We start from the raw sequence: 25,946 nt of genomic DNA on the forward strand, positions 1-25,946 counted from the left end.
TTTCAGAACAATGAAAAAAATAACAATACTATCTGCATACATCGCTCTCGCCATGCTCACCAGCTGCGACGATCTGCTTGAAACCACACCTTACGGACAGGTCACTTCCCAGCAATACTGGCGAAATGGCGACGATGTAGTTGCTGCCGTGAATGCGGTTTACGCGCCGCTGCTCGACGAAGACGGTTTTGCGCACACCGAATATACTTTCGACAATTGCTCGGACGATATGAACCGCGCCGGCGACCACTCGGATGAGACTTCGCTCGAAATGTTCACTTTCGACGCTTCCAACTCGCATATCCTGGCTACGTGGAAAACGAAATACGAGGTTATCTCGCGGGCCAATGCAGTTTTGATCAATGCGCCGAAGGTTGAAATGGACGAAACTTTGAAAAACCGCAGCTTGGGTGAAGCCTATTTCCTGCGTGGCTTTGTGTATTGGAGACTTTCGCTGATTTACGGCGAAGTACCCATTTTATTGGAAGAAGATGCATTGGCATTGAATTTCAATAAACCGAAATCCACTTTGGCAGAAGTACGCGCCCAAGCTGAATCGGACTTTTTGAAAGCAGCTTCTCTGCTTCCCGTGTCGCACGCGGCCACAGAGGCGGGCAGGGTAACGCAAGGTTCAGCAAATGGTTTTTTGGCCAAATTGTATGTTTACGAAGAACAATGGGCCAAAGCGATCGAAGCGAGCACGAAGGTAACTTCCAATGCTGCCTACAAACTGGCGACCGGATTTAACCAGAATTTCGAGCTGGCTACCGAAAACAATCCTGAGATATTATTCTCACTTCAATACGAAACCGGCTGGACAACAGATAACTCCCCTACTTTTTACCACACGCCGCAGGCTTTCGGCGGCTGGGGATTTCATGAGCCTATTGAGGATTTGGTTAAAGAATTTGAAACCGGCGATACGCGTAAGTCTTCTTCGATTTTCAGTCCGGGCGACAAGGTTGACCGCAATGCGCAGGGCGAAGAAGTTTTTGCAAAAAATATGACGCGGGTAACGGGCTATGCATTCAAAAAGTACACTCAGTTCGCTGAAAACGGGGATATGAGCCAAAGTCTGAATGCACCGTTTTTGAGAACTGCCGATGTATACCTGCTGGCGGCAGAAGCGAAGATCCGCTCTGGTGCAAATGGCGATGCGGAGTTGAATGCAGTTAGAAAACGCGCAGGATTGGCGGCAATCACGAATGCGACGATGAAGAATATCATGCACGAAAGGCGCGTGGAACTGGCGGGTGAAAACGAGCGCCATCAGGATTTGATGCGCTGGGACAAAGCAGGTTTGATCGATATTTCGGCACATTACAAGATCGACCGCGGACCTAGCAAGCCGGCGCGTAACTTTGTAAAACCAAAACATTACTATTTCCCGCTACCGCAACGCGAAGTGGATTTGAGTAATGGTACTTTGGTCCAGAATAGCAATTATTGATATTTTAGAAAAAAATAAGTCAAGCCGGATATTGAAAAATTCACTGATCATTCTTGCGTTCTCATGGATATTGAGCGGTTGCTCGTCGCATGAAGAGAATATTGTGGGCTTGTGGAGAACTGATTCCATTTCGAATTTTGTAAATGGATTCAGTTTTACCAATGATACCAAAGACGCGCATTGGTCTTATTTTGAATACAGAAAGGACGGATCTTTGTTCGAGCGGCGCAAAGGAGAATACAGAAAATCTGCTTACAAACTGATCTCAAAAGATTCACTCGTGTACCTGGATTCGACTGGAAAAGTGATCAATGGATATCAGATATTGGATTTAAATGAAAGGAGCCTTGTGCTAAAAAAAGCGCAGGCTCCCTATCTTTCCGGTAAAAATCAAGAATTGTATCAAATCAGGTATTTTTCCAAAGCTTCTCCTAAAAACCTCCCAGCTGATCAATAACAGGCTTTTTAGCCAACCAATACCCTCACTTTTTTGATCCGCTTCTTATCCGCAGACTGTACTTTAAAAGTCACTTTTCTGTGGGTAACAACTTCGCCGGTTCTCGGTAATCTCGAAAACAATTCGAGCAGCAAACCGGCCAGCGATTCACTATTGCCTCTTACTTCCTCAAAATAGTCGCTTTCCAGACCAAGTAATCTGCACAGGTCATTGATCAGTACTTTGGCTTCAAAAACGTAGGTATTTTCGTCTACCTGGGTGTAGTTAACCTCGTCGTCTTCATCATATTCGTCATTAATATCCCCGAATATTTCCTCAATAATATCTTCCAGCGTGATCAGCCCGCTGGTTCCGCCATATTCGTCCACCACGATCGCCATATGTACCCGCCTGCTTTGAAAATCCTTCATCAGATCGTCCAGTCGCTTGCTTTCCGGGATGAAGTAGACTGGCCGGATTAACTTTTGCCAGTTGAAATGTTCGTCGAGATGAATATGCGGCAGCAGGTCTTTTACATTCAGAATACCTTCCACATGATCCAGATCGTCGCGGAATATAGGAACCCGCGAGTAGCCCGACTTATTGATCTTGTCCATTAATTCATGGAAATCCAGGTCAATATCGAAGGCGGTGATATGCAACCGGGCTTGCATTGCTTTTCTCGCGATCGTCTGTCTGAAATTGGCCAGGCCGCGGAGCAGGTCGGTTTCTTCCTCACTTTCCGCTTTCGCTTCCAGCATTTCGGTCGTGATCTGCGCGCCTTCCGGCGTGAATATGCCGAAGAAGTAACCCAGTTTCAAAACGGGCTGCGTGAGCGGCTGACAGATTTTGATCAAAAACCGAGTCAATCCCGAAATGCGGGGAATAATCTCATTTGCGCGCCGGGCTGCATTATAGCGCACGATCGCATCAACCCAGATCCAGAAAGCAAGCAGGGCCAATCCGAGCCAGCGGAAATTCTCGTTTTGTGGGTTTTCCAGAAAAATCCAGACAAGCCGGACAGCCAGTAACAACGCAAAAAGTGTGATTGCGCGCTGAACGAGCGATAATGCGGTTTGCTGAATGCGGGTAGGAAGTTGATTTTCTTCGTCGGGCTTTCGGTCCCAGGGATTTTCCATTGCGCCGGCGGCGGCATAAGCGGCGCGGATTCCGGAAAGGGATAATGAGAAGAGGAATAGAAAAATTACGAGGATTAAATCGTAGGGAGCTAAGAAATCAACGGGTACAAATGCCCCTGCCAGAACGGATTGCGTACATTTTTGGGGAATTGAAATCCCCGTACGCGTTCGGGCAAGCGGGTCGTCACTGTCTGCGGTCTCCTTCACGGAATATAGTAAATTGTTGATTTAAATTTCAATAAGATAAATGTAGCTATTATGGTTCGAAAAAGGTACTTCCAGCCCAATAATTACACTATCTCTGCTGAACCAACGATTTAATCCTCAAAAAAATCAGAATGGCAGATCGTCGTCGTCGTTACTGCCTGATGCCAGCGATGGCGGGATTGGGTCGGAAGATCGTGGTGCTTGTGCGGCCCGTGGCTGCTGGTTTTGCTGCTGATATCCACCGCTGCTTTCCCCGCCTGGCGTTGAGCCTGAAGGCCCGCCGAGTAAAGTCATGCTATTGGCACGGATGGTAACGCCTGTGCGCTGCTGGCCCTCTTTGTCCGTCCAGCTGTCGGTGCGGATACGTCCTTCGATATAAACCTGATTTCCTTTTTTGAGATATTTCTCTGCTACTTTGGCAAGACCTTCCCAGAGTTCAATGCGGTGCCACTCGGTATTGTCCACGCGCTCGCCGCTTTTATTGGTATAGCTCTCGGTGGTAGCGATATTGAATTTGGCAACTGCCGAGCCGCTTTCCAGGTAACGAACTTCCGGGTCACTGCCCAGATTACCGATCAAAATTACTTTATTAACACTTCCTGCCATGATTCTTAGTTGTGGATTGAATGATGATTTAAAGATAAAAATATAAAAACAAATGCGCCGCTAAATGTCCCGCTCAGTTATCCTGCCGCTGATCTTATCTTTCAAAATCAATTTATTGCGCCCGTCGTGGGTTACTTCTTTTTTAATTAAATAGTAATCTTCATTGTAGGAAACGTAGTTCGAAGGTTTTGTAACACCCTCTTTACCGCGCCATACAGGCAGCTCAACTTTCTCCCATAGTTTGGTTTTGGCCGATTTATAAGCCGCGTCGATCACCGCATTCACCACGTATCCGTCATAAAAAGTCTCAGCCGGCTCGGTACCTTTTTCGGCGGAGTTGAACATATCCGTAAACATGTGATTATAGCCCAGATCATTCACTTCATCTCCCACCGGGAATAGCCAGCCTGTATTGCTTTCAGCCTTTTCAGCTACATATTCTTCTCCTGAACCTTCCGAGTTTTGCCCGGTGGTAAACATTTCAAAACCCGTTCTCAGGAAATTATTGATCCAGATCGTGCCTTCAGTTCCCATCACTTCGTCGCGTAAATCCATTCCCCCACGGAAAGTCCAACTTACCTCAAACTGCCCGATCGCGCCGTTTTCATATCTCACCAATGCAATGGCATGGTCTTCCGCATCGATCGGTTTCACCTGCGTATCTGCCCAGCACATTACTTCCACCGGCCGGATATCTTTTCCAATAAAATTGCGTGAAATCTCAATGCAGTGGCAGCCCAGATCCAGGATGCAGCCGCCACCCGCCTGTTCAATATCCCAAAACCACTCACTATGCGGCCCCGGATGCGCCTCGCGCGACTTCGCCCAAATAATGCGGCCCAGCGAACCGTTTTTGACACTTTCCAGCGATTTCAGGAATTTTGGGGTATAACAGAGATCTTCCAGGTAACCTGCAAAAATGCCTGCTTCTTCAACAGCTTTCATCATGCGCAGAGCCTCTTCGCCATTTCTGCCCAAGGGTTTGGTCGAAACAACCGCCTTTTTATGTTTGGCGCAAAGCATTACCGCCTGCTCGTGAATGTTATTCGGCAATGCAATACATACCATATTCACATCAGGATGTGCGATCACTTCCTCCATATTGGAAGACCAGAAGTCGCAACCGTAATCGGCAGCAAACTTTTGAGCACTTTCGTCGCGGCGGGCATAAATAGCCACAACCCTGTCGCGGCCACGCTGCCCGTGAATAGATTCAGCATAAAACCGCCCAATAAAGCCGGAGCCTAGCATTGCTATTTTTTGCATAAAATTTTGGTCATTATCGTGTTCAATTGGTCAGGGTGGTTATTATTGGTCAGGATTGTTCGGGATTGCTTCTAATTCTTATCAAACCAAGAATGACAATACCGAACAACACCGAACAATACACAACTATTTCCCTAATGAGTTTTCACCTCCGCCTCCCACCCCGTCGTTTTCAAAGCCGGGTCGTCTTCTTTTTTGAGAAAATCGGCATTGCCGAATGAATTGGCTTCCCATTCTAATAGTGCCCTGTCCGGGACTATGGAGACTGGGACTTTCCAGGATGGGGATGTTTCGGCGTAGGCTATATTCGATTGAGAGTTGTAGCAAGAAATCAGCGACCAGCGCGGGTGATCGGACAAATTAGCTTCCGATCTGTGCAAGAGGTTACTATGAAAAAACAAGGCATCGCCCGGCTCGATTTCGCAGTATACCAGATCCATCGTTTTCAAAGCGTGGTTAACCATTTCCATATCGGCCCCAACCTGCTCGCCGGCAAAACCGTGATTGACTCGGCCCATTTTGTGCGAACCTTTGATTACCTGCAAACAGCCATTTTCTTTGTTTGCGGACGTCAATGCGATCATCACGCTCATCAGCTGGTCCGGAAAAATGAATTGATTTTTATACCAATATCCGTAATCCTGGTGCCACTCCCACGCACCGCCCACTTTCGGCTCCTTTTGCATGAGTTTGGTATGGAAATGGCAAACCTGACTTTCCTCGCCCAGCAACTGCCACACGGAATTGACCATTCTCTCGCTTCTTATCAAATAACCAAAAACGTCATCTCCCGGAGTAAACCACAGCGAAAGCTTCGTCTTCTTTCCAGACTGATCATTCAGATCCATTGCATTCTTTTGCATGACCGAATTTTCCAGCGCTGTATTATACAATTTGGCTATTTCTTCTTCGGAAAAGAGGCCCTTTACTACGACATAACCGTCGCGGTGATAATCCTCAACCTGAGTGGAATTTAAATTAAAACTTGCCATAGCTTTCAGTTTTAAGCGTTTACAGGTATTTCTCTTCTTTTAAAAAGGTATCGATCAAAATCGGCTTCGGAAGCGATTCAATCTGTTCCTTTGTGTAAAAAGTCAACCCTGCGGGCAAATCTATTGTATTGGTTTCCGAAATTTCCAGCCACCAGAAACTGACATGCAATCGTTGGTGGGTTAATATATGTGTATAAATTTTGGAAGTCATTTTCAGTATGCCCTGTTGCAGCAAACCGGCCGAAGAAATCAAGCTTTGCAAATCGTCGGGATCTTCAATGGGCGCAGTGGATTCCAGCAAATAAAAATCATACAATCCCTGCCAGATATCCTTCGACGGGCGCTCTTTCATCGCCAGCTGACCGTTTGATTCGACTACGATGTAATTAAAGAACCGTTGCTTGACCTTCAACTTTTTCACCTTCACAGGCAGCTGGTTCTGCATATTATGAGCGAAGGCAAAACACATATCTGTAACAGGACAAATATGACAGGCGGGAGAAACCGGCACACACTGTAATGCGCCAAATTCGATCATCGCCTGATTATAGGTAGCCGGATCATCGGACGGTACCAGCTGCCCAGCCATCAACGCAAACTCCTTTTTACCCTGATTACTCAGCATATCTGACTGAATGCCAAAAATCCGCGACATTACCCGGTACACATTCCCATCGATTGCAGCGACAGCTTCTCCAAATGAAAATGACGCTATCGCAGCCGCCGTATAATTTCCCAAGCCTTTCAACTTTGAAAGTCCGGCTGCGGTTTCGGGAAACTTCCCGCCATATTCATTGACAACCTGTCTGGCCGTATAATGCATATTCCGGGCCCTGGAATAATAACCGAGCCCCTGCCAGAGGCGAAGTACGTCGCGTTCGTCGGCCGCAGCCAGATCAAAAACGGTGGGATAATTCAGTAGAAACTTCTCGTAATAGGGGGTTCCCTGCGCAACGCGGGTCTGTTGTAATATGATTTCCGACAGCCAGATTTTGTATGGATCAGTCGTCTCACGCCAAAGAAGCTTTCTATGATTTTTTATATACCAGAATTTTAATTTTTTGTTAAACTCTGCGATCAGTTCTGTATCTGGTATCAATATATTTCCGTCATTAAACACTGTTATTTAATCAATTAGAAAAAAAATGAAAACGCCATCCTTTTAAATTCTGTTAAAATTACCGTACCTTTGTGTTCCCAAAATTCAGAGGAGTAAGTAAATAAATGAAATAATATCCACTTAAAGTAAACAATCAAAGTGACTAAGGCAGACGTAATCGCACAGATTTCTGAAAAAACAGGTGTTGACAAAGGCGACGTTCAGCAAACGCTGGAATCGTTTTTCACCGTGGTAAAGGATTCCCTTTCTGAGGGCGAGAACCTTTATGTTAGAGGGTTTGGTAGTTTTATTAATAAAAAACGTGCGCGTAAAGTTGCCCGCAATATCTCGAAGGGAACTTCAATGATCATTGACGAGCACTTTGTACCTAGCTTCAAACCTGCCAAGGTATTTGTTGAACAGGTTAAGGAAAGTGACAAACTTAAGGCGGTTGCTGAAAAGTAATTTGCCTGCCACTTCGGGTTATAATTTATGAAAAAGTCCATTCTTCTTTCTTGCGTACTTGCAGTTGCACTTGTTGGAACGCTATTCAGCTTACCCAAGGTAGTTGTTAATACAAAGGGTAAGGAAGTGGATCAGGAGCGTAGTCAACCTGCCGCAGCCTCTACCGAAGCTGCACCAGAAGCTGCTACCAAGCACGATGGAGCCGCTTTGACACCCGATCAATTGAAAACGATAGATCGGCTGAGAAGCGGCTTCAATCAGGCAAATGCGAAAGACAAGGCTTCGGCTGGAATTGAGCTTTCGAACAAATTCGCCGAGCTTCAAAAATTTGACAGCGCCGGATTTTACGCTGAACAGGTTGCAATACTTGCGCCAACTGTTGAAAACATACTCCGCACGGGTGACCGGTATTACGAGGCGTATGGATTTGCAGTTAACGATGAGAAAGCAAAAAACCTGGGCACTAAAACCCGCGAATACTACGAAAAAGCGCTGAAACTGAACCCTGGCCTGCTGGCAGCAAAAGCCAATATGGCTATGACCTACGTCAACACCGAGAACCCGATGGCGGGTATTCTCATGTTAAGGGAAGTGATAGACACAGATCCTACGAACGAACTCGCACTGTTCAATTTGGGGATCCTGTCAATGAGATCAAATCAATACTCGAAGGCCTCTGACCGGTTCAGGCAGATCCTGACCAATAACCCGGCAAACACCAAGGCAAAGTTTTATCTTGGTCTTACACTAGTGGAGCTGGGAGACAAGGAGCAGGCTCGTAAAGTACTGGCAGAAGTGAAGAAAGAGGAGAAAGATCCGGTGATCCAGCAAGCTATCGGCGAATTGGAAACCCGCCTGAACAATTGACAGACAAACGATTAAAGGAATTAATTTTTATTCATAAACGACATAATTATGCCTTGCGGAAAGAAAAGAAAGAGACATAAGATTTCAACTCACAAGAGAAAGAAAAGACTTAGAAAGAACAGACATAAGAAGAAATAATTAATATGACCGGGTTTTTATAAGACCCGGTCATACTTTCTTCGCTACATTTGCAATACCCCTTATTTCATTTTTATATTCAAAATAAGCGGGCGGTTAAGTATCAACATTATATAGCCACTTGGTTGGTTGAACATTGAGTAACGAATTACTAATCAATTCTACTCAAAAGGGAGAACGTATAGCCCTTTTGCAGGATAAACGTCTTTTAGAATACCACGTCGAAACACCGGATCAAAGCTTTACCGTTGGGGATATTTACCTCGGTACTGTCAGAAAACTGGTAGCAGGCCTCAATGCCGCTTTTGTAGATGTCGGTTTTGAAAAGGATGCATTTCTGCATTACCTTGATCTGGGTCCTAATATCAATTCTCTCAATAAGCTCACCAAGGAAGTTATTTCCAAGAAGGCCAATTCAGGCAAGCTCAATAATTTCAAGATGGAGCCTGAAATTGAGAAACTTGGTAAAATTGATAAGGTACTTTCTAAAAATCAGCCCATCCTTGTTCAGATCGTTAAAGAGCCTATTTCTACGAAAGGCCCGCGTCTGTCCTGCGACATTTCAATAGCAGGCAGGTATATCGTTCTGGTCCCGTTTTCTAATTCAGTCAATTTATCTAAAAAGATCACTGACAAGCAGGAGAGAAATCGTCTGCAGCGTCTGATGTCGTCTATTAAGCCCGCCAACTTCGGTGTGATTATCCGGACAGTGGCGACAGGTAAAGATGTTGACGAACTTAACAGGGATTTACAAGATTGTCTTGACAAATGGGAAAATGGTATCAAAGCACTGCGCGACGCTAAACCCCGCGATCGGATTATCGGTGAAATGAACCGTGCTTCCTCTATTATCCGTGACATGCTGAACGAATCTTTTGACAGCATTACGGTTGATTCCAAGGAAGTTTACGAGGATATCAAAGCCTATATTCATAATATCGCGCCGGACAAAGAGAATATACTCAAGCTGCACAACGGCAAGAATAAGCTTTTTGAACAATTTGGTCTTGAAAAGCAGATCAAGTCACTGTTCGGGAGATCTGTAAGTTTGCCGAACGGAGGTTACCTAATCATTGAGCATACCGAGGCACTCCACGTAATCGACGTCAATAGCGGTAACAAATCCAACTCCGAAGAGGATCAGGAAGCTACTGCACTGAGTGTCAACCTCGAGGCTGCCAAAGAAATAGCCCGGCAACTGCGACTTCGTGATATGGGCGGCATTATCGTCGTCGATTTCATCGACATGAAAAAAGCGGAAAATAAAAGAACGCTTTTTGATGTGATGCGAGACGAAATGAAGGGAGATAGGTCGAAATACACCATTCTTCCACTTTCAAAATTCGGCTTGCTGCAAATTACGCGTCAGCGCGTGCGGCCGGAAATGAATATCGTAACCAGGGAAACCTGCCCAACCTGCGGCGGTACCGGTACGATCCAGGCCAGTATCCTGGTTTCAGATGTGATCGCAAATAACCTGGATTACATTCTCACAAAACAAAACGAACGCGGCATTACTATTTCGCTGCATCCGTTCCTGCATTCTTATTTCACAAAAGGCTTGATGTCCGAGCAGATGAAATGGTTCTTCCATTACAAAACCTGGGTTAAGCTTATCAAGGACAGCTCTTTGGGAGTTGTAGATTTTAAATTCCATAACCGTTACGGAGAGGAAATTGAGATTGTGCCGGTGAATTGAGAGGAAGCTATCAGCTTTTAGCTATTGGCTGTTAGGTTTTTTAGTTCTGGCTATTTGTTTTTCCAGTCGGGATTCCTCTTTTCTTTGAAAGCCAGTACACCTTCCTTTGCATCCTCGCTTTGGAGTAGATGATCTAATTGAGCTTTTAGAAAAGCATGCTGCTCATGTTCAGCAAGATTTTTGATTTGCTGAAATGCTGACATTCCGGCTGTAATTGCCAGCGGAGCGTTTTCACAGATCATATCGGCAAGTTTATCTACCTCGGAATGAATACTTTCCTTTTCCACAATAAAGGTAACCAATCCAAAATCTAAGACTTCTTTGGCTGTATAGTTGCGCCCGCTAATCGCCATTTCCAGCGCTTTTCTGTCAGATACTACCTTCGACAGTGACGCCATTACCTGCATGGGCCAGATGCCTCTTTTTACTTCCGGTAAACTGAAATTGGCATTCGGAGTGCTAACCACGAAATTGCAGCCGCAGATAATCAGGAAACCACCGGCTAATACCGGACCTTCTACTTTTGCAATACTTGGTTTTAGCAACTGTTCAAATGCATCACCTAATCGCGCTTCTTCGCGGCTTTGTGGTAAAGTATCGTTTGTTTGGTTTGCAGACGAATCGTGAAAAGCATTTAAATCGGCGCCTGCACAGAAAACAGGACCGGCTGCCTGGACAATTACACATCTGACTTCCGGATTGTAATGCGCATAAGCGATCGCATAAATGATCTCTTCGGCCATCGTCGGCGTGAATGCATTCCGTTTTTCGGGCCTATTGAGGGTGATGGTAAAAATATGTCCGGTCAATGTAGTTTGGATGTACATAAACCGGACGGTATCGAAAGCCTGAATATCTTCTTTGGAGTAGAATTGCATTGCCTGAGCGGGTTAAGTTCGCCTGACAATGATAGCAAATTATTGGGTCACAACGCCTTCCAGCATTTGAATGTATTGCGTAATGCCCTCTTCAATTTCGTGCAAGTAAATAAATTCGTCAGCGCTGTGGGACCTTGCAGAGTGCCCTGGCCCCATTTTGAGTGAGGGACAATCGAGCAAAGCCTGGTCGGAAGTCGTAGGAGAACCGTAGGTATTTCTTCCCAGTTTCAGCCCTTCCAATACGATAGGATGATCGACCGGAATACTTGACGGACGCAGCCTTATTGATCTTGGAACTACCTCAGAATGAATGTTCTGCTGAATTTCGTTGATAATTTCTTCCAGTGTATATTGATCGGTAACCCGCACATCCACCGTAAACACACAACTATCCGGCACCACATTATGCTGTGTTCCTGCATTGATAATGGTAACCGACATTTTAATCGGTCCCAGTGAAGGCGATACTTTCGGAAACTGATACCCGATAATCCATTCAATATCTTTGAGTGCCTTGTAAATCGCATTGTCCCCCTCCTCTCTCGCCGCATGCCCCGACTTTCCTTTTGCCGTACAATCCAGCACAAGCAGCCCTTTTTCGGCCACCGCCAAATGCATTTCCGTTGGTTCACCGACTATCGCGAAGGCGATTTCAGGAAGTAGCGGCGCGACGATTTCAAGACCTTCTTTACCGGAAATCTCCTCCTCCGCCGTAGTCGCAATAATAATGTTGTATTTCAAATCCTGCCGATCGTAAAAGTAGCAGAAAGTCGCGATGAGGGAAACCAGACAACCGCCGGCATCATTACTTCCCAATCCAAAAAGCTTACCGTCTTCCTCAATCGCCTTAAAAGGATCCAGTGTCCACGACTTGTTTGGCTTGACAGTATCGTGATGCGAATTCAGAAGAATAGTAGGCTTCGCTTCATCGAAATGCAGGTTTTTAGCCCAGATATTATTTTTCAGGCGCTCAAATGGAATGCTCTTTTTGTTAAAAAAATCTTCCAGCAACTGTGCCGTATTTGTTTCTTCTTTACTAAATGAGGGCGTTTCGATCAGGCGTTTAAGCAATTCAATCGCTTCGCCGCTCAGCACTTGTATTTGTTCCACTGAATTTATCATCTTACTTGTCCGTCCCCTTTCACGATCCATTTTTCTGTCACCAGCTTTTCCAATGCAAATGGACCTCGGGCGTGTAATTTTTGTGTAGATATACCAATTTCTGCTCCCAATGCGAATACGCCACCGTCAGTAAAGCGCGTCGATGCATTTGCATAAACCGCAGCAGCGTCCACTTCTTTTAAAAACCGATTGATCGCAGCTTCGTCTTTCGAAATAATAGCTTCTGAGTGCCTGGAAGAATGCTCCCGGATATGTTCCAGAGCTTCATCCAGCCCATTTACTACTTTTACCGAACATTTATAGTCAAGAAATTCCCTTCCAAAATCCTCCTGAGTCGCGTGTTGCAGTAATGGGTATTCTATTTCAGCAAAAATGGGATAAGAAATTTCATCAGCGAAAACTTCAACATTCCATTTGATGAATTCTTGTTTTAGTTTCGGTAAGAATTCTTTTGCAACTTCCTGATCCACCAAAATCGTATCCAGCGAATTACAAACCGAAGGCCGAGAAACTTTTGCATTTACCACGATCGCAGCGGCTTTTTCGAGGTCGCCTGTTTTCTCCACGTAAGTATGACAAACCCCCGCGCCGGTTTCGATAGTAGGTACCAACGAATTTTCACGAACGAACTTAATCAGACCTTCTGAGCCTCTCGGGATAATAATATCAACGTACTTGGTAGCAGTCAGCAATTCGCTCACAAACTTCCGGTCCGTTGGCAGCAACATTACAGCCGGCGTCGGTACGCCAAATTTGGCCAGACTTTCATGTATCAGTCCGACCAGAAGTACATTAGAATAGTGGGCTTCCTTTCCACCTTTCAGCACGCACGCATTTCCCGAACGCAAACACAGCGCCGCTACATCCAGGGTCACATTCGGCCGCGATTCATATATCACACCCACAACACCAAGCGGAACTGCGATTTTTTGCAAAGAAAGCCCCTGCTCGATCGTCCGCTCCAACAATACCTCCCCGGCCGGGTCTGGCAGTGCTGCCACATCACGAAGACTTTGTGCAAGTCCCTGAATGCGTTTTTCGTTGAGCAAAAGCCGGTCCTTTTTAGGATCCGCATCGTCCATTACATCCAGATCCTTTTTATTTTCAGCGATGATCCGGGCAGTATTTTCAAGTACTCTCGCCGCCAGATCTTCCAGCATTTCAGATTTGCGCGCATCTTCCAGGTTACGGATTTGCGTCGCTGCTTTCTGAGTTTCTTGTAATAAAGGTAAAATCGAGTCCATTAGAGCAATACGATATCGTTAGCGTGAGCCACTTCAAAATTCATTGTTTTCAGGTTCTGGCGAATCGCGGTAGAGGTTTCTCTGGCGCGCGCCACGGCGATCATTTCTTCGGCCGCCGAGTATATTTCAATGATTTCGCCAGACTCAAAATCACCTGTAACTTCGGTTACCCCCACAGCCAGCAGACTTTTCCTTTTCGAAAGTGCTTTCGATGCACCTTCATCGATCTGCAACCGTCCCGAAACAAGTCCTCCGCTTCCAAGCCATCTGTTCCGTGCTGAAAGTGTGCTTTTTCCAGGTGTGATTAAAGTTCCAGCGTCTCCATTCAAAGCCCGCAGCAATTCATTCTTTGCATTCATTCCAAAAATAACCACCCTGATCGCCATACGCGCGGCCAGTTTTGCAAAAGTCAGCTTGGAGGCCATTCCGCCTAATCCCAGGAATGATTTGTCTGTTTTAACAAATTTAAAAACCTCGTTCACATTCGATACGTTCCTCAGTATCTGCCCCTCTTCATCTAGTAACCCACCCACGGAAGTGCAGAACATCAGCGATTCGGCACCGAAACCAACTGCCAGTAAAGTTGCCAGTTCGTCGTTGTCGGAAAATTTGAGTTCCCGGTCGCTGACCACGTCATTTTCATTTACAATGGGGATAATATCGTTTTCCCAGAGCTCTTCAAAAGTTTCTTTGAGTTGCAGGAATTTGTCCCGGTTTGCGAAATGCTGCCTTTCACAAAGACTTTGGGCTATAAATATATGTTTGGGCGCAAAATAGCTGGCATACAAACCCACCAGCAGCGGGTTACCAACCGAGGCGGCCGCCTTCCGCTGCGTCATCGTTCCTTTATAATTCCGGATATAAGCTTTCCCTGCTCCTACTGCGCCGGAGGAAACAATGATTATGCGGTATTGAGCGTGGATTTCGGAAACCTGTCTGGCTATTTCTGAGATTTTACCATTGTCCGGCTCTCCCGAAGGCAGCGTAATCGACGCGGTTCCAAATTTGATGACAAGAATGGGTTTCGACACTTCTGGATTCAAAAAGCAGCATTCACTTGGGCGAAGCAATGCCTGGTAGTAGATTTTGAGCTAAAATTAAATCATTTCCAATGAAATGGCGCATTTACTTTGCTATACGATTCATGAGATCGGAGTTCCGTCAAACCTTACCTTCACTTTTAAAGCATTACTGAGAAGGTCCAGGTATTCGTCCCGCGGAATTTCAACAGCCCCGTAACGAAGTACGTTATCATTGATAAACTGTGTATCCAGCAATGCAAAGCCATTTAGTTTCAATATCTGGATTAAATAATGGAAAGCTACCTTGGATGCATTACTCTCGATCGTAAACATGGATTCACCAAAGAATACGCCGTTAATCGAAACCCCGTAAAGTCCGCCTACGAGCCGGTTCTCCCGGTAAGCTTCCACGCTGTGGGCATATCCATATCTATGCAATTCTGTGTAGCTGGCAATAATATCTTCCGAAATCCACGTGCCGCTTTCCTTTGCCCGGGGCCCCGAACAACCTCTCATTACACCTTCGAAATCCGTATTTACGCGAATTTCAAAATGATTCCTGTTTATAACCGGCCGGAGAGACTTGGAAGGTTTATAGTTTTCAAATGGGATAATAGCCCTGGGGTTGGGTGAATACCAGTAAATTGTTCCATCCGGCTCGGCCATAGGAAATATTCCATTGATATAACCGTTTAGAATATCATCCGGATTTAAAGCTGACATGAGGTAGGTTTAAGTGTGTTTGAGATAAAACTTTTATCGAAACCGAACCATAAAAATATATCTTCTGTTTCTTTGGAGTGATAATTTTTTTTTCAAAATTTGCACCCTATTAGACTCCATTGACAGTCAAATGAATAGCAACGGCACATATACTGTTCTTCATACTACGCCTTTTCGATTCAGGTCCCCCCGGACCGCATAATTCTATTTTACCTACGTGGTAAATCTTTTATACCCCCCGTTTTCTTTCTTATAGTTCAAAACGTCCCATCGTTTTTAATCTGGGTATATTAATTATTGTTTCGAATTTTTGTCAGAATCGCCATCAATGAAAAATACCGAAGTAGTGGGCAGTAAGTTTATAGTACAGGCTGCCAATGAAAATCACCTCAGTTTTGCAGAAACTATTTGTGCAGAAATGGAGGAAAGCGCTAAAAAGCGTGGTACCGGTATAGCCAAACGTTCTCCGGTGTACATCATGGAAAAAATGGTGGAGGGTAAGGCGATCATCGCGACTACCGATACAGGCGAATGGGTTGGTTTTTGTTATATAGAAACCTGGGAGCACGGAAAGTTCGTAGCCAACTCAGGGCTGATCGTACATCCTGATTTTCGTAACAGCGGAATGGCGAAAGCGATCAAGCAAAAAGCATTTGAATTATCCCGTAAAAAATATCCTGACGCGAAAATAATCGGCATTACGACCAGTTTGCCGGTGATGAAGATCAACTCGGACCTGGGTTATGAACCAGTTACATTCAGCGAATTACCTGCCGATGATGCATTCTGGAAAGGTTGCGCAAGTTGCGTTAACTATGATGTACTGACGCGCACTGGCAGAAAACACTGTCTGTGTACTGGAATGATGTACGATCCTGTTGAAAAGGAGCCAGCTGCGGTGAAAGCCGGCAATGTGGTTGAGGAAAAACATTCCTGGGATTTCCTGAAAGAATCGGGTCTTTACGAGCGCTGGATGCGTATCAAGCAACGCATTTTGTTGCGAAGGGAAGAACGCGCTAAAAAGAAAAACGCCGGGGCATTGCTTGTACATTAGAGTACGGCATTCATTTACAGATTTCAGATATCTTTTAAATACCTCGCCCGGCCGCCGTCACAAGCCCGAAGCGAGGTATTTTTTTGTTTACTTTGTACCTTCTATTTAAGAATCCAGTAAGAACAAGTTCAATATAATGTCACAGCCAAAAGTAGTACTAGCATTCAGTGGAGGATTAGATACCTCTTTTTGTGTAAAATATTTAGCCGAAGACAAAGGTTACGAAGTCCATTCAGTTTTGGTGGATACCGGCGGTTTTTCGGATGAAGAACTCAAAACCATTGAGGCAAATGCCTATTCTTTGGGTGTAAAAAAACACGCGACCATTTCGAAGACGAGCGAATATTACAATGATTGCATTAAGTATCTCATTTTTGGAAATATCCTTAAAAACAATACTTACCCGCTTTCAGTAAGTGCCGAACGCGTTTTTCAGGCGGTAGCGGTAGCTGAATATGCGAAGGAAATCGGTGCCAGCGCGATTGCACACGGGAGTACCGGCGCAGGAAATGACCAGGTTCGTTTTGATATGGCATTTCGCATTATCATCCCGGAAGCAGAAATCATTACGCCGATCCGCGACCTGAAACTCTCGCGCGAGGCTGAAATTGAATATTTGACCAAAAAAGGAGTTGGCCGCGAATGGGCCAAAGCCGCATATAGCATTAACAAAGGACTTTGGGGGACTTCGGTAGGTGGAAAAGAGACTTTAACTTCTGAACAATACCTCCCGGAATCTGCCTGGCCGACGCAAATTTCCAAAACCGAGCCAGAAAGAATTACACTTGAATTCGTGAAAGGCGAGCTGAAAGGAATTGCAGGCGAAAGTTTCGAAAATTCAGTGGAAGCAATTCAAAAGCTGGCTGCAATCGCGCAACCTTTTGGCATTGGCCGTGATATTCACGTGGGCGATACGATTATCGGTATCAAAGGTCGTGTAGGTTTTGAAGCTGCGGCACCACTGATTATTATCAAAGCGCACCATACGCTGGAAAAACACGTATTGAGCGAGCAGCAGCTTTACTGGAAAGAGCAACTTTCGAACTGGTACGGAAGCTTGTTGCACAAAGGACAGTTTGTTGAGCCCGTAATGCGGAATATCGAAACTTTCCTGGCAGATACTCAGACGCACGTAACCGGCAAAGTGCATGTATATCTTGCGCCTTACCGTTTTCATGTGGAAGGAATTGAATCTCCATTCGACCTGATGTCGTCGAAATTCGGAAGCTATGGTGAAATGAACAACGCCTGGACTGGCGACGATGTACGTGGTTTCTCGAAAGTAGCTTCGAACCAGGTGATGATTTATCAGAAAGTGACGGAATCGAATTTATAATTTAAAATATGACGAAAATAGAACTCCAAAGCCAAATCCAACGGAAGGTCCAGGAATTACCTGCTGATGTTCTTCAAGAGCTTTATGAGTACATGGAGTCTATTTTAGAGAAAAGAAAACTGCAAGCCGATGTTAAGAACGGTTTGCAGAAATGGTGGAATGACATTGCTGATTTTTCTGACGATTATTTAACTCAACGTATCCAGCCTCCTCTCGATAAATCTGAAAATTTATTCGAATGAAATATTTGTTGGATACCAATATAGTGGCCTACATTATCAAAAAAAGGCCGATTGAAGTACTGCATAAGTTGCAAACACTGGATTGGAGAGATATAGCAATTTCCTCTATTGTAGTTGCTGAACTTTGGTATGGTGTTGAAAAAAGTCAGCTAACGGAGCAGAATAAGGCTGCCCTGGAAGCTTTTTTGAAACCGTTCACCATTATTGATTTCGATGAACAGGCAGCCGAAACTTATGCTTTGATAAGGGCTGATCTCGAAAGTAAAGGAAAGATAATCGGAGCAAATGATCTCCTGATCTCAGCGCATGCATTAAGTCATGAATTAATTTTGGTGACCAATAATGTCAAGGAATTCGAGAGAGTCGGTGGACTTAAAATTGAAAACTGGATTACAAATGACTAACATCAATATTGGAATAATAGGCGCGGCGGGTTACACTGGCGGGGAGCTGATCAGAATTCTGATCAATCATCCGTTCGTTAATATTGCTTTCGCACATAGCAAAAGCCAGGCCGGAAAACCTGTTCATGAAACACATACCGATTTACTAGGCGATACCGATCTGGTATTTTCCGGAGACGATACGCAGGAGCTGCTAGATCAACCGGGGTTAAATGCGATTTTCCTTTGCTCGGGCCACGGCGAATCGAAGAAATTCCTGGCAGCACACGCTCTCCCGGAAACAGTAAAAGTGATCGATCTGAGTACCGATTTTCGTGACGAGACAGAAGGATTTGTTTATGGATTGCCGGAACTTCAAAGAGGCGCGATAATTGGTGCGAGCAAAATCGCAAATCCCGGCTGTTTTGCTACAAGCATTGAACTGGCTATTCTACCGCTGGCTAATGCCGGTTTGATCACAGACGATATTCACGTCAGCGCTGTTACGGGAAGTACAGGGGCCGGGCAGGCTTTGAGTGCGACGACGCATTTTAGTTGGAGAAATAATAATATCTCGATATACAAGGCATTCACGCATCAGCATTTGACCGAAATAAAAATGAGCTTGGGCAAATTGCAGACTGGTTTTGACAAAGCCGTCAATTTTGTCCCCTATCGCGGAGATGTTACCAGAGGAATTATGGCGAATGTGTATACACCTTTCGAAGGAACTCTGGACGAAGCTAAAAGCATGTACAAAAGCTTTTACGAATCTCATCCATTCACACACGTCAGCGATGTGCCGATAGATTTGAAACAAGTCATAAATACCAATAAATGTCTGCTGCACCTGGAAGTTCATGACGGACAACTGCTGATTTCGAGCATTATTGACAACTTGACCAAAGGCGCATCTGGGCAGGCAGTACAAAATATGAATATCGCATTCGGGTTGCCCGAAGACGCAGGTTTGAGGCTGAAAGCACCGGCTTTTTAATGCAATTTCTTACTTTTGTAAATGTGTGATCTGTTATAATTCGCGGCAATATGGATGATTTACTTCAAACATTTGATCAGTTGAATGAGCCGCACCGGAGGCAGCTGCTCGCCTATGCAGACACGCTTTTAATTCAACAAAAAGTGCGAAGACCTGAGGGGAATCTGTCTGTTTGGAAGGAAAAAATAAAAGATATATCCACTTGGACCGAGGAAGATATTGCTTCAATAACAGAAAATTCTAAAAACATTAATAAGTGGAAAGTTCCGGAATGGTGATTGACACGGGAATATTCATTGAGTTTCTCCGAAAATCTGATAAGTCGAAAACTATTTTGGCGTCGTTACCAAACGACGCTTCTTTATTTGTATCTGCTGTAACTGTGTACGAACTTATGATGGGAGCTACAAACGATGACAAGAAAAAGGATGTCAAAATTCTCCTCGATGGAATCCCTGTACTTCCATTTACAGAGGAAGTTTCGCTGAATGCGGCCGAAATATACCATGATCTGCGAAGGCGGAATCTGATGATAGAGTTTCGGGACATATTTATTGCAGCTTCTGCAATCACATTTCATTTGCCAGTCAAAACAATAAATCTTGGGCATTTCCAAAGAATCCAGAATCTGGAACTTGCTTCTTAAATATCACTATAAAAATGTCACATTTATTTGATGTATATCCGCTTTACGATATCGAGCCTGTAAAGGCTGAGGGGAGCTATTTGTGGGATACGAATGGTACGAAATACCTCGATCTTTACGGAGGGCACGCGGTGATTTCGATTGGGCATTGCCACCCGTATTATGTGGATATGCTCAGCAAACAGCTTCACGCTATTAACTTTTACTCCAATTCTGTGAAGATTTCTTTGCAGGAAGAACTGGCGGAAAAACTGGGCGAACTTTCAGGATATCCGGACTACAAGCTATTCCTGGTTAATTCCGGGGCGGAAGCCAATGAAAATGCATTGAAACTGGCTTCGTTTCATACCGGCCGGTCCAAAGTGGTGGCTTTTACAAAAGCTTTCCACGGTCGTACCGCAGGAGCCGTAGCGGCGACAGACAATCCGTCCATCGTTGCTCCCGTAAACTATAAGGAACACGTTACATTCCTGCCATTTAACGACATTGAAGCACTTGAAAACGGTATTACCGACGAGGTATGTGCTGTGATCGTGGAAGGTATCCAGGGTGTGGGCGGAATTCAGGTCAGCAGCGATGCATTTCTTCAGGCACTTCGCAAAAAATGCGACGAAACTGGTGCCGTACTTATTCTGGATAGCGTACAATGCGGCTACGGTCGTACCGGCAAGTTCTTTTCACACCAGTTCAGCGGCATTCACCCGGATCTGATGACAATGGCGAAAGGAATGGGAAATGGCTTTCCGATCGGCGGTGTGCTGATCTCACCAAAATTCAAGGCGAGCTACGGTTTACTTGGAACCACATTTGGCGGAAACCACATGGCATGTGCAGCCGGCATAGCTGTGCTGGATGTAATGAAAGATGAAAATCTGCTAGATAATGCTGCCAGTATTGGCGACTACCTGCTAAAAGGAATTGAAGAAATAGGTGGTTATAAAGAACTTCGAGGACGAGGTTTGATGATCGGGATCGAATATGATTTTCCTGTAAAAGACCTGCGCAACAAGCTGCTTTTTGAACATAAAATGTTTACAGGAGTAGCTGGCGCCAATACGATCAGACTGCTGCCTTCCCTTGCATTGCGCAAAGACGAGGCAGATATGTTTCTGGAAGCTCTGAAAAAAGAAGTAGCTGTCGCGAGCATTTGACGTAAATTCAACACAAAATTGGCTTCGGCCGCACAACCTTCAATCTGCCTGAATACTAAACTGAATGAACCACTTCCTTTCCATTAACGACGTCACCGATCTCAACCAACTGATTAGCAGCGGAATTGCTGCAAAGCGTAATCCTTTTGGAGATATTGAATTAGGTAAAAACAAAACAATAGGGTTGTTATTCTTTAATTCAAGCTTAAGGACGAGGATAAGTACGCAGAAAGCTGCCCAAAATCTTGGCATGAATGTGATTACCATGAATGTGGGGCAGGACGGCTGGGGACTGGAAATGGAGGAAGGTGTGATCATGAATGGCGACAAAGCTGAGCACGTGAAAGAAGCGGCGGCTGTAATCGGCAGCTATTGCGATGTGATCGGTATCCGCTCTTTTGCCGGGTTACAGGATCGGGAAAAAGATTATGCGGAGATTGTTTTCAGGCAGTTTCAAAAATATGCAGAAGTACCTATTGTGAACCTGGAATCGGCGACGCGCCACCCTTTGCAATCGCTTGCCGACTGTATTACGATAGAGGAATTTAAGATAAAACAGCGCCCAAAGGTTGTATTAACCTGGCTGCCGCATTTCAAAGCATTGCCGCAGGCTGTCGCGAATTCGTTCTGTGAATGGATGAACCCGATGGACGTTGAGCTGGTAATTACTCACCCGGAGGGTTACGATCTGGCGCCGGAATTTGTAGGAAAAGGTCAGGTGATTTATGACCAGAACAAAGCACTGGAAGGTGCAGATTTCGTTTATGGAAAAAACTGGTCGTCGTACGAAACTTACGGACAGGTACTTACCGATGATCCTTCATGGATGATCAACGAAGCCAAAATGGCGCTCACGGACAATGGTAAGTTTATGCATTGTCTCCCGCTCCGCCGCAATATGAAAGTAGCCGACGAAGTACTCGACGGCCCACGGTCGCTTGTGATCGAGCAGGCTGCCAACCGTGAATGGTCGGCGCAGGCAGCATTGAAAGAGATCTTGCTTGGATTGTAATTTGAAATGAATTAAGGCGAACTTTTAAAACTCCGGAAACAGTTGTTAAGTAGTACATCCGGATTTTGACCCAATACCAATAATGAATACTGATACCCTGGCGCAGCCCGCTACTTCAACAACCGAAAAGTCAATTAAAAAAACCGGCGTTCTGATCGTGAACCTTGGAACTCCCGATAGTCCGTCGGTGCCCGATGTGCGCAAGTATCTGCGTGAGTTTTTGATGGACGAAAGGGTCATTGATATCCCTTATTTGAATCGCTGGTTCTTGATCAATCTGATCATCGCGCCTTTTCGGGCACCTAAGTCGGCCAAAGTGTACAAAGAGCTCTGGCGGCCCGACGGATCTCCCCTTAAAATTTACGGCTATTCGGTAAAAGAAAAATTACAAAAGGCGCTGGGAGACGAATATGTGGTTGAACTTGCGATGCGCTATCAAAGCCCAAGTATTGAAGGTGCATTAAAAGAATTGCGCAAAGAATGCTTTTCGGAGATCATTGTAGTGCCGTTCTTCCCGCAATATGCCTCGGCTTCAACAGGTTCTGTATACAAAGAAGTAATGCGCGTGGTGCAGGATTGGGAAGTTTTACCCGAAATCCGGTTTGTAAACCGTTTCCTGGATCATCCCAAGTTCATTCAGGGTTTTGCGGATCTGGCAAAGAAATACATGGCCCAGCGTAAATATGGTCATTTCGTATTCAGCTACCACGGCTTACCCGAGCGCCAGATCACGAAAGGCGATGTTACAGGAAGTTTCTGCCAGTTTGGTACCTGCTGCAACCAGCTTGATCACCGCAACCAGCATTGCTACCGCGCCCAGTGTTTTGAAACTACCAGATTATTGGTAAAAGCACTTGATTTACAGGAAGGAACATATACTACCTGCTTCCAGTCGAGATTAGGGAAAACACCTTGGATCAAGCCTTACACGGACGAAGTGATCCCGGAACTGACCAAAAAGGGCGTTAAGAATGTGCTGGCATTCTCGCCTTCATTCGTGGCAGATTGCCTTGAAACGACGATTGAAGTGGGCGAAGAATATAAAGAGTTATTTGAAAAAGAAGGCGGCCAGCACTGGCAGCTTGTAGAGAGTCTCAATGACAGCGATATCTGGATTGAGACCCTCGAAGACCTGATTACCGGCAGACCAAAACCTGCGGAGATCAGAGCGTAACAGGTTCTTTTTTATAGAGATCGGCGAGTGTATTTACCGCATAGTCGATCTCAGCTTCTGTATTATATTTCCCGAAAGAAAAGCGGACATTGGCCCGGTCAGCGTCGATTTTAAGTTCATTCAGCACGTGAGAACCGATCTCCGTTCCGCTTGAACACGCACTGCCACCAGAAACGGCGATTCCCGCAATATCCAGATTAAACAAAAGCATATCACTCATATCCGAAGGCGGCAAACACACACTTAATACCGTGTAAAGACTGTTTCCCAGATCAGCAGAATTACCGTTAAAAGTAACGCCGTCGATCTTGCTTCTCAGGCTTTCGATCATTCTCGATTTCAAACCTTCAATATGCGTTCTGTGCGCGTCCATATCCCGGTAAGCGATTTCCAGCGCTTTTGCCAGACCCACTATTCCGTAGATGTTTTCAGTGCCGCCACGCATATTACGCTCCTGCGCGCCGCCGTGCACAAAAGGTGCGATTTTAATGCCCGGGCGCACATACAGGAACCCAACTCCTTTCGGACCGTTGAACTTATGCGCCGCGCCGACGATAAAATTGGTTTTCAGCTTTTGCAGATCGTGCGGGAAATGGCCCATTGTTTGAACCGTGTCACTGTGAAAAACAGCGTCATACTTTTGACAAATATCCCCTGCAACTTCCAGATCGAGCAAATTCCCGATCTCGTTATTTCCATGCATCAATGAAACCAGCGAACGGCTATTTGTGGCCAACAGGTTTTCAAGATGTTCAAGATCTACCTCTCCCTTTTCATTGAGATTCACATAACTCAGCTTGATCACGCCCGTTTTTTGAAGGTGTTCCAATGTATGTAAAACGGCGTGGTGCTCGATGCGTGACGTGATCGCATGCTTCAATCCCAGCGTTTCGATGCTTCCGCGGATCGCCGTATTGTCAGCCTCGGTACCTCCCGATGTGAAGAAAATCTCGGCCGGAGCTGCATTCAGGATACCTGCTATACTTTTCCTGGCACGCTCGATCGCCGAGCGGACAGCGCGTCCGTAGGCATGAATGGAAGATGGATTTCCGAATTGTTCGGTCATTAAAGGAAGCATTACTTCCAAAACTTCCGGATCAAGTTGTGTGGTAGCGGCGTTGTCCAGGTATGCTTTCATATTCGTACTTTTAATTGCTATTCCCGAATCAGTTTTTAGGCTCTGAAATAATTTCCTTAATGTCGGAAATGATCTTATTTGCCAGATTCATAGCGGTAGTATGCGTTTCGGATTCTGAATAAATCCGGATGATCGGCTCGGTGTTGGATTTTCTTAAATGAACCCATTCTTTGTTGAATTCGATCCTTACACCGTCGGTTGTATTGAGAGGCTGTTTTGAATACCGGCTTTGAATGCGACTTAATATATTGTCGACATCGATATCCGCTGTCAGCTCTATTTTGTTTTTTGAAATGTAGTAGTTCGGGTAAGATCTCCGCATCACAGAAGCTGTTTTGCCAAACTTGGCTAAGTGTGTGAGAAACAATGCAATACCAACCAACGCATCGCGACCGTAGTGGCTTTCAGGATAAATAACCCCGCCATTTCCTTCTCCGCCGATCACTGCATTATTGGCTTTCATCATATTCACCACATTCACTTCTCCCACCGCAGATGCGAAGTAAGAAGCGCCTGCTTTTACAGTTACATCACGCAATGCAGCAGTTGAAGATAAGTTGGAAACCGTATTGCCGGGTGTGTTTTTCAGGACAAAATCGGCTACTGCAACCAATGTATATTCCTCACCAAACGGAGTTCCGTCCTCGCAAATCAATGCAAGCCGATCCACGTCCGGATCCACTACGATACCCAGGTTGTAAGATCCGTTATCAAGCTCCTTGCTTATTTCCCGGAGATGCTCAGGAAGCGGCTCGGGGTTGTGGGCAAAGTTACCTGTCGGTTCGCAATTGAGTTTTTTGATGTTTTTTGGATCAACACCAAGTGCTTCCAAAAGCATTGGTACCACGATCCCGCCGGTGGAATTAACCGCGTCGACAACGATTTTAAAATTTGCATTCGCAATTACTTCCTTGTCAACAAGTGCGAGAGAAAGTACGTGATCAATATGTTTTTGAAGATAAGAATCGTCGGCAGTATAACTGCCCAGTTTCTTTACATCTACAAAAACGAAATCTTCCTGATCAGCTATTCTCAGAACTTCCTCACCGTCAGCCTCTGAAATGAATTCGCCCAGGTGGTTCAGCAGCTTCAACGCATTCCACTGGATCGGATTGTGGCTTGCAGTAAGGATCACCCCACCGCCTGCACCTTCGGCAGTTACGGCTATTTCAACAGTAGGAGTTGTGGAAAGACCAAGGTCGATCACATTGAGACCAACACCCTGTAAAGTACCAGCAACGAGCCGGCTGACCATTTCACCGGAAAGCCTTGCATCTCTGCCAATAATCACTTTTGAATTCTGTGGATTCGAGCGCCTCAACCATGTTCCGTATGCAGCTGCAAACTTTACCACATCGATCGGAGTCAGTGCTTCCCCGGACTTTCCACCCACAATACCTCTGATTCCGGAGATAGATTTAATTAACGTCACGTTCTGGTGTATCTCTTTTGTTTGGTGC

At 45.3% G+C, this 25,946-nt stretch carries 26 protein-coding genes; 14 read left to right on the plus strand and 12 right to left on the minus strand.

What is annotated here, in order from left to right; genetic code table 11:
* Positions 1-10 precede the first annotated feature (10 nt).
* A complete protein-coding gene (locus tag KOD92_RS13685) occupies positions 11-1,450 on the plus strand; it encodes a RagB/SusD family nutrient uptake outer membrane protein (RefSeq protein ID WP_215234128.1) in 1,440 nt (479 codons plus the stop codon).
* A 31-nt stretch (positions 1,451-1,481) separates the two neighbouring features.
* The gene (locus tag KOD92_RS13690; protein WP_215234129.1) at positions 1,482-1,907 is read left to right on the plus strand and encodes a hypothetical protein; all 426 of its coding nucleotides are present in this window, start codon (positions 1,482-1,484) and stop codon (positions 1,905-1,907) included.
* An 8-nt stretch (positions 1,908-1,915) separates the two neighbouring features.
* Here the strand turns inward: KOD92_RS13690 and KOD92_RS13695 are convergent, their stop codons facing one another.
* The 5 genes from KOD92_RS13695 to mutY form a co-directional block, all read right to left on the minus strand.
* Positions 1,916-3,232 (minus strand): transporter associated domain-containing protein, encoded by a 1,317-nt coding sequence (locus tag KOD92_RS13695; protein WP_215234130.1) that lies wholly within the window; start codon positions 3,230-3,232, stop codon positions 1,916-1,918.
* Between the two features lie 126 nt (positions 3,233-3,358).
* Positions 3,359-3,838, minus strand: coding sequence for a single-stranded DNA-binding protein (locus KOD92_RS13700; protein ID WP_215234131.1), 480 nt, complete (start codon positions 3,836-3,838; stop codon positions 3,359-3,361).
* A gap of 60 nt (positions 3,839-3,898) precedes the next feature.
* Positions 3,899-5,104, minus strand: a complete 1,206-nt coding sequence (locus KOD92_RS13705) for a Gfo/Idh/MocA family protein (protein WP_215234132.1) — start codon at positions 5,102-5,104, stop codon at positions 3,899-3,901.
* Positions 5,105-5,238: 134 nt separating this feature from the next.
* Complete coding sequence (locus tag KOD92_RS13710) at positions 5,239-6,096, minus strand: phytanoyl-CoA dioxygenase family protein (protein ID WP_215234133.1); 858 nt, start codon at positions 6,094-6,096, stop codon at positions 5,239-5,241.
* Between the two features lie 19 nt (positions 6,097-6,115).
* Positions 6,116-7,195 carry an A/G-specific adenine glycosylase gene (mutY, locus tag KOD92_RS13715; RefSeq protein ID WP_229254668.1) on the minus strand — a complete coding sequence of 360 codons (1,080 nt, stop codon included), beginning with the start codon at positions 7,193-7,195 and terminating at the stop codon, positions 6,116-6,118.
* A 159-nt stretch (positions 7,196-7,354) separates the two neighbouring features.
* On the opposite strand from mutY, the gene KOD92_RS13720 reads away from it, so the two are divergent.
* From KOD92_RS13720 to KOD92_RS13730, 3 genes are all read left to right on the plus strand, one after another.
* Entirely contained in the window at positions 7,355-7,660 is a 306-nt protein-coding gene (locus KOD92_RS13720; protein WP_026631310.1) for an HU family DNA-binding protein, read from the plus strand.
* A gap of 27 nt (positions 7,661-7,687) precedes the next feature.
* The gene (locus tag KOD92_RS13725; RefSeq protein WP_215234134.1) at positions 7,688-8,527 is read left to right on the plus strand and encodes a tetratricopeptide repeat protein; all 840 of its coding nucleotides are present in this window, start codon (positions 7,688-7,690) and stop codon (positions 8,525-8,527) included.
* Positions 8,528-8,801: 274 nt separating this feature from the next.
* Entirely contained in the window at positions 8,802-10,364 is a 1,563-nt protein-coding gene (locus KOD92_RS13730; protein ID WP_215234135.1) for an Rne/Rng family ribonuclease, read from the plus strand.
* Between the two features lie 50 nt (positions 10,365-10,414).
* On the opposite strand, the gene KOD92_RS13735 is transcribed toward KOD92_RS13730, so the two are convergent.
* The 5 genes from KOD92_RS13735 to aat form a co-directional block, all read right to left on the minus strand.
* Positions 10,415-11,242 carry an enoyl-CoA hydratase/isomerase family protein gene (locus KOD92_RS13735; protein WP_215234136.1) on the minus strand — a complete coding sequence of 276 codons (828 nt, stop codon included), beginning with the start codon at positions 11,240-11,242 and terminating at the stop codon, positions 10,415-10,417.
* A 39-nt stretch (positions 11,243-11,281) separates the two neighbouring features.
* The gene (locus KOD92_RS13740; protein ID WP_215234137.1) at positions 11,282-12,364 is read right to left on the minus strand and encodes a M20 family metallo-hydrolase; all 1,083 of its coding nucleotides are present in this window, start codon (positions 12,362-12,364) and stop codon (positions 11,282-11,284) included.
* Positions 12,361-13,608: a glutamate-5-semialdehyde dehydrogenase gene (locus tag KOD92_RS13745; protein WP_215234138.1), complete on the minus strand. Its 1,248-nt coding sequence runs from the start codon at positions 13,606-13,608 to the stop codon at positions 12,361-12,363. Before KOD92_RS13745 ends, KOD92_RS13740 begins: the two co-directional genes overlap by 4 nt.
* Entirely contained in the window at positions 13,608-14,639 is a 1,032-nt protein-coding gene (proB, locus tag KOD92_RS13750; protein WP_215234139.1) for a glutamate 5-kinase, read from the minus strand. Before proB ends, KOD92_RS13745 begins: the two co-directional genes overlap by 1 nt.
* Before the next feature lie 111 nt (positions 14,640-14,750).
* Positions 14,751-15,353 carry a leucyl/phenylalanyl-tRNA--protein transferase gene (gene aat, locus KOD92_RS13755; protein ID WP_215234140.1) on the minus strand — a complete coding sequence of 201 codons (603 nt, stop codon included), beginning with the start codon at positions 15,351-15,353 and terminating at the stop codon, positions 14,751-14,753.
* A gap of 328 nt (positions 15,354-15,681) precedes the next feature.
* Here aat and KOD92_RS13760 point away from each other — a divergent pair, with 328 nt between their 5' ends.
* The 9 genes from KOD92_RS13760 to hemH all read left to right on the plus strand — a co-directional run bounded on the left by KOD92_RS13760 (position 15,682) and on the right by hemH (position 23,348).
* Complete coding sequence (locus KOD92_RS13760) at positions 15,682-16,407, plus strand: GNAT family N-acetyltransferase (protein WP_215234141.1); 726 nt, start codon at positions 15,682-15,684, stop codon at positions 16,405-16,407.
* Positions 16,408-16,543: 136 nt separating this feature from the next.
* On the plus strand, positions 16,544-17,743 hold the full coding sequence (locus KOD92_RS13765; RefSeq protein ID WP_215234142.1) for an argininosuccinate synthase: 1,200 nt from the start codon (positions 16,544-16,546) through the stop codon (positions 17,741-17,743).
* A gap of 8 nt (positions 17,744-17,751) precedes the next feature.
* On the plus strand, positions 17,752-17,985 hold the full coding sequence (locus tag KOD92_RS13770; RefSeq protein ID WP_215234143.1) for a hypothetical protein: 234 nt from the start codon (positions 17,752-17,754) through the stop codon (positions 17,983-17,985).
* Positions 17,982-18,389: a type II toxin-antitoxin system tRNA(fMet)-specific endonuclease VapC gene (vapC, locus tag KOD92_RS13775; RefSeq protein ID WP_215234144.1), complete on the plus strand. Its 408-nt coding sequence runs from the start codon at positions 17,982-17,984 to the stop codon at positions 18,387-18,389. Before KOD92_RS13770 ends, vapC begins: the two co-directional genes overlap by 4 nt.
* A complete protein-coding gene (gene argC, locus KOD92_RS13780; protein ID WP_215234145.1) occupies positions 18,382-19,365 on the plus strand; it encodes an N-acetyl-gamma-glutamyl-phosphate reductase in 984 nt (327 codons plus the stop codon). The genes vapC and argC overlap by 8 nt, the downstream gene beginning before the upstream one ends.
* Before the next feature lie 256 nt (positions 19,366-19,621).
* Complete coding sequence (locus KOD92_RS13785) at positions 19,622-20,011, plus strand: type II toxin-antitoxin system VapC family toxin (protein ID WP_215234146.1); 390 nt, start codon at positions 19,622-19,624, stop codon at positions 20,009-20,011.
* A 14-nt stretch (positions 20,012-20,025) separates the two neighbouring features.
* On the plus strand, positions 20,026-21,162 hold the full coding sequence (locus KOD92_RS13790) for an aspartate aminotransferase family protein (RefSeq protein ID WP_215234147.1): 1,137 nt from the start codon (positions 20,026-20,028) through the stop codon (positions 21,160-21,162).
* 64 nt (positions 21,163-21,226) lie between these two features.
* Entirely contained in the window at positions 21,227-22,174 is a 948-nt protein-coding gene (locus KOD92_RS13795; RefSeq protein ID WP_215234148.1) for an N-acetylornithine carbamoyltransferase, read from the plus strand.
* Positions 22,175-22,256: 82 nt separating this feature from the next.
* A complete protein-coding gene (gene hemH / locus KOD92_RS13800) occupies positions 22,257-23,348 on the plus strand; it encodes a ferrochelatase (RefSeq protein WP_215234149.1) in 1,092 nt (363 codons plus the stop codon).
* On the opposite strand, the gene KOD92_RS13805 is transcribed toward hemH, so the two are convergent.
* Positions 23,338-24,486, minus strand: a complete 1,149-nt coding sequence (locus tag KOD92_RS13805) for a cysteine desulfurase family protein (RefSeq protein ID WP_215234150.1) — start codon at positions 24,484-24,486, stop codon at positions 23,338-23,340. The genes hemH and KOD92_RS13805 overlap by 11 nt on opposite strands.
* Positions 24,487-24,514: 28 nt before the next feature.
* A complete protein-coding gene (gene glmM, locus KOD92_RS13810) occupies positions 24,515-25,918 on the minus strand; it encodes a phosphoglucosamine mutase (RefSeq protein ID WP_215234151.1) in 1,404 nt (467 codons plus the stop codon).
* Positions 25,919-25,946: the final 28 nt, after the last annotated feature.

Origin of the sequence: Dyadobacter linearis (genome assembly GCF_907165045.1) — a bacterium.
GTDB lineage: Bacteria > Bacteroidota > Bacteroidia > Cytophagales > Spirosomataceae > Dyadobacter > Dyadobacter linearis.

Coding starts and splice junctions, on each gene's coding strand:
- KOD92_RS13685 (WP_215234128.1), top strand. CDS start 11: ATGAAAAAAATAACAATACTATCTGCATACATCGCTCTCGCCATGCTC.
- KOD92_RS13700 (WP_215234131.1), bottom strand. CDS start 3,838: ATGGCAGGAAGTGTTAATAAAGTAATTTTGATCGGTAATCTGGGCAGT.
- KOD92_RS13705 (WP_215234132.1), bottom strand. CDS start 5,104: ATGCAAAAAATAGCAATGCTAGGCTCCGGCTTTATTGGGCGGTTTTAT.
- KOD92_RS13710 (WP_215234133.1), bottom strand. CDS start 6,096: ATGGCAAGTTTTAATTTAAATTCCACTCAGGTTGAGGATTATCACCGC.
- KOD92_RS13725 (WP_215234134.1), top strand. CDS start 7,688: ATGAAAAAGTCCATTCTTCTTTCTTGCGTACTTGCAGTTGCACTTGTT.
- KOD92_RS13735 (WP_215234136.1), bottom strand. CDS start 11,242: ATGCAATTCTACTCCAAAGAAGATATTCAGGCTTTCGATACCGTCCGG.
- KOD92_RS13740 (WP_215234137.1), bottom strand. CDS start 12,364: ATGATAAATTCAGTGGAACAAATACAAGTGCTGAGCGGCGAAGCGATT.
- KOD92_RS13745 (WP_215234138.1), bottom strand. CDS start 13,608: ATGGACTCGATTTTACCTTTATTACAAGAAACTCAGAAAGCAGCGACG.
- aat (WP_215234140.1), bottom strand. CDS start 15,353: ATGTCAGCTTTAAATCCGGATGATATTCTAAACGGTTATATCAATGGA.
- KOD92_RS13760 (WP_215234141.1), top strand. CDS start 15,682: ATGAAAAATACCGAAGTAGTGGGCAGTAAGTTTATAGTACAGGCTGCC.
- KOD92_RS13765 (WP_215234142.1), top strand. CDS start 16,544: ATGTCACAGCCAAAAGTAGTACTAGCATTCAGTGGAGGATTAGATACC.
- KOD92_RS13770 (WP_215234143.1), top strand. CDS start 17,752: ATGACGAAAATAGAACTCCAAAGCCAAATCCAACGGAAGGTCCAGGAA.
- vapC (WP_215234144.1), top strand. CDS start 17,982: ATGAAATATTTGTTGGATACCAATATAGTGGCCTACATTATCAAAAAA.
- argC (WP_215234145.1), top strand. CDS start 18,382: ATGACTAACATCAATATTGGAATAATAGGCGCGGCGGGTTACACTGGC.
- KOD92_RS13790 (WP_215234147.1), top strand. CDS start 20,026: ATGTCACATTTATTTGATGTATATCCGCTTTACGATATCGAGCCTGTA.
- KOD92_RS13795 (WP_215234148.1), top strand. CDS start 21,227: ATGAACCACTTCCTTTCCATTAACGACGTCACCGATCTCAACCAACTG.
- hemH (WP_215234149.1), top strand. CDS start 22,257: ATGAATACTGATACCCTGGCGCAGCCCGCTACTTCAACAACCGAAAAG.
- KOD92_RS13805 (WP_215234150.1), bottom strand. CDS start 24,486: ATGAAAGCATACCTGGACAACGCCGCTACCACACAACTTGATCCGGAA.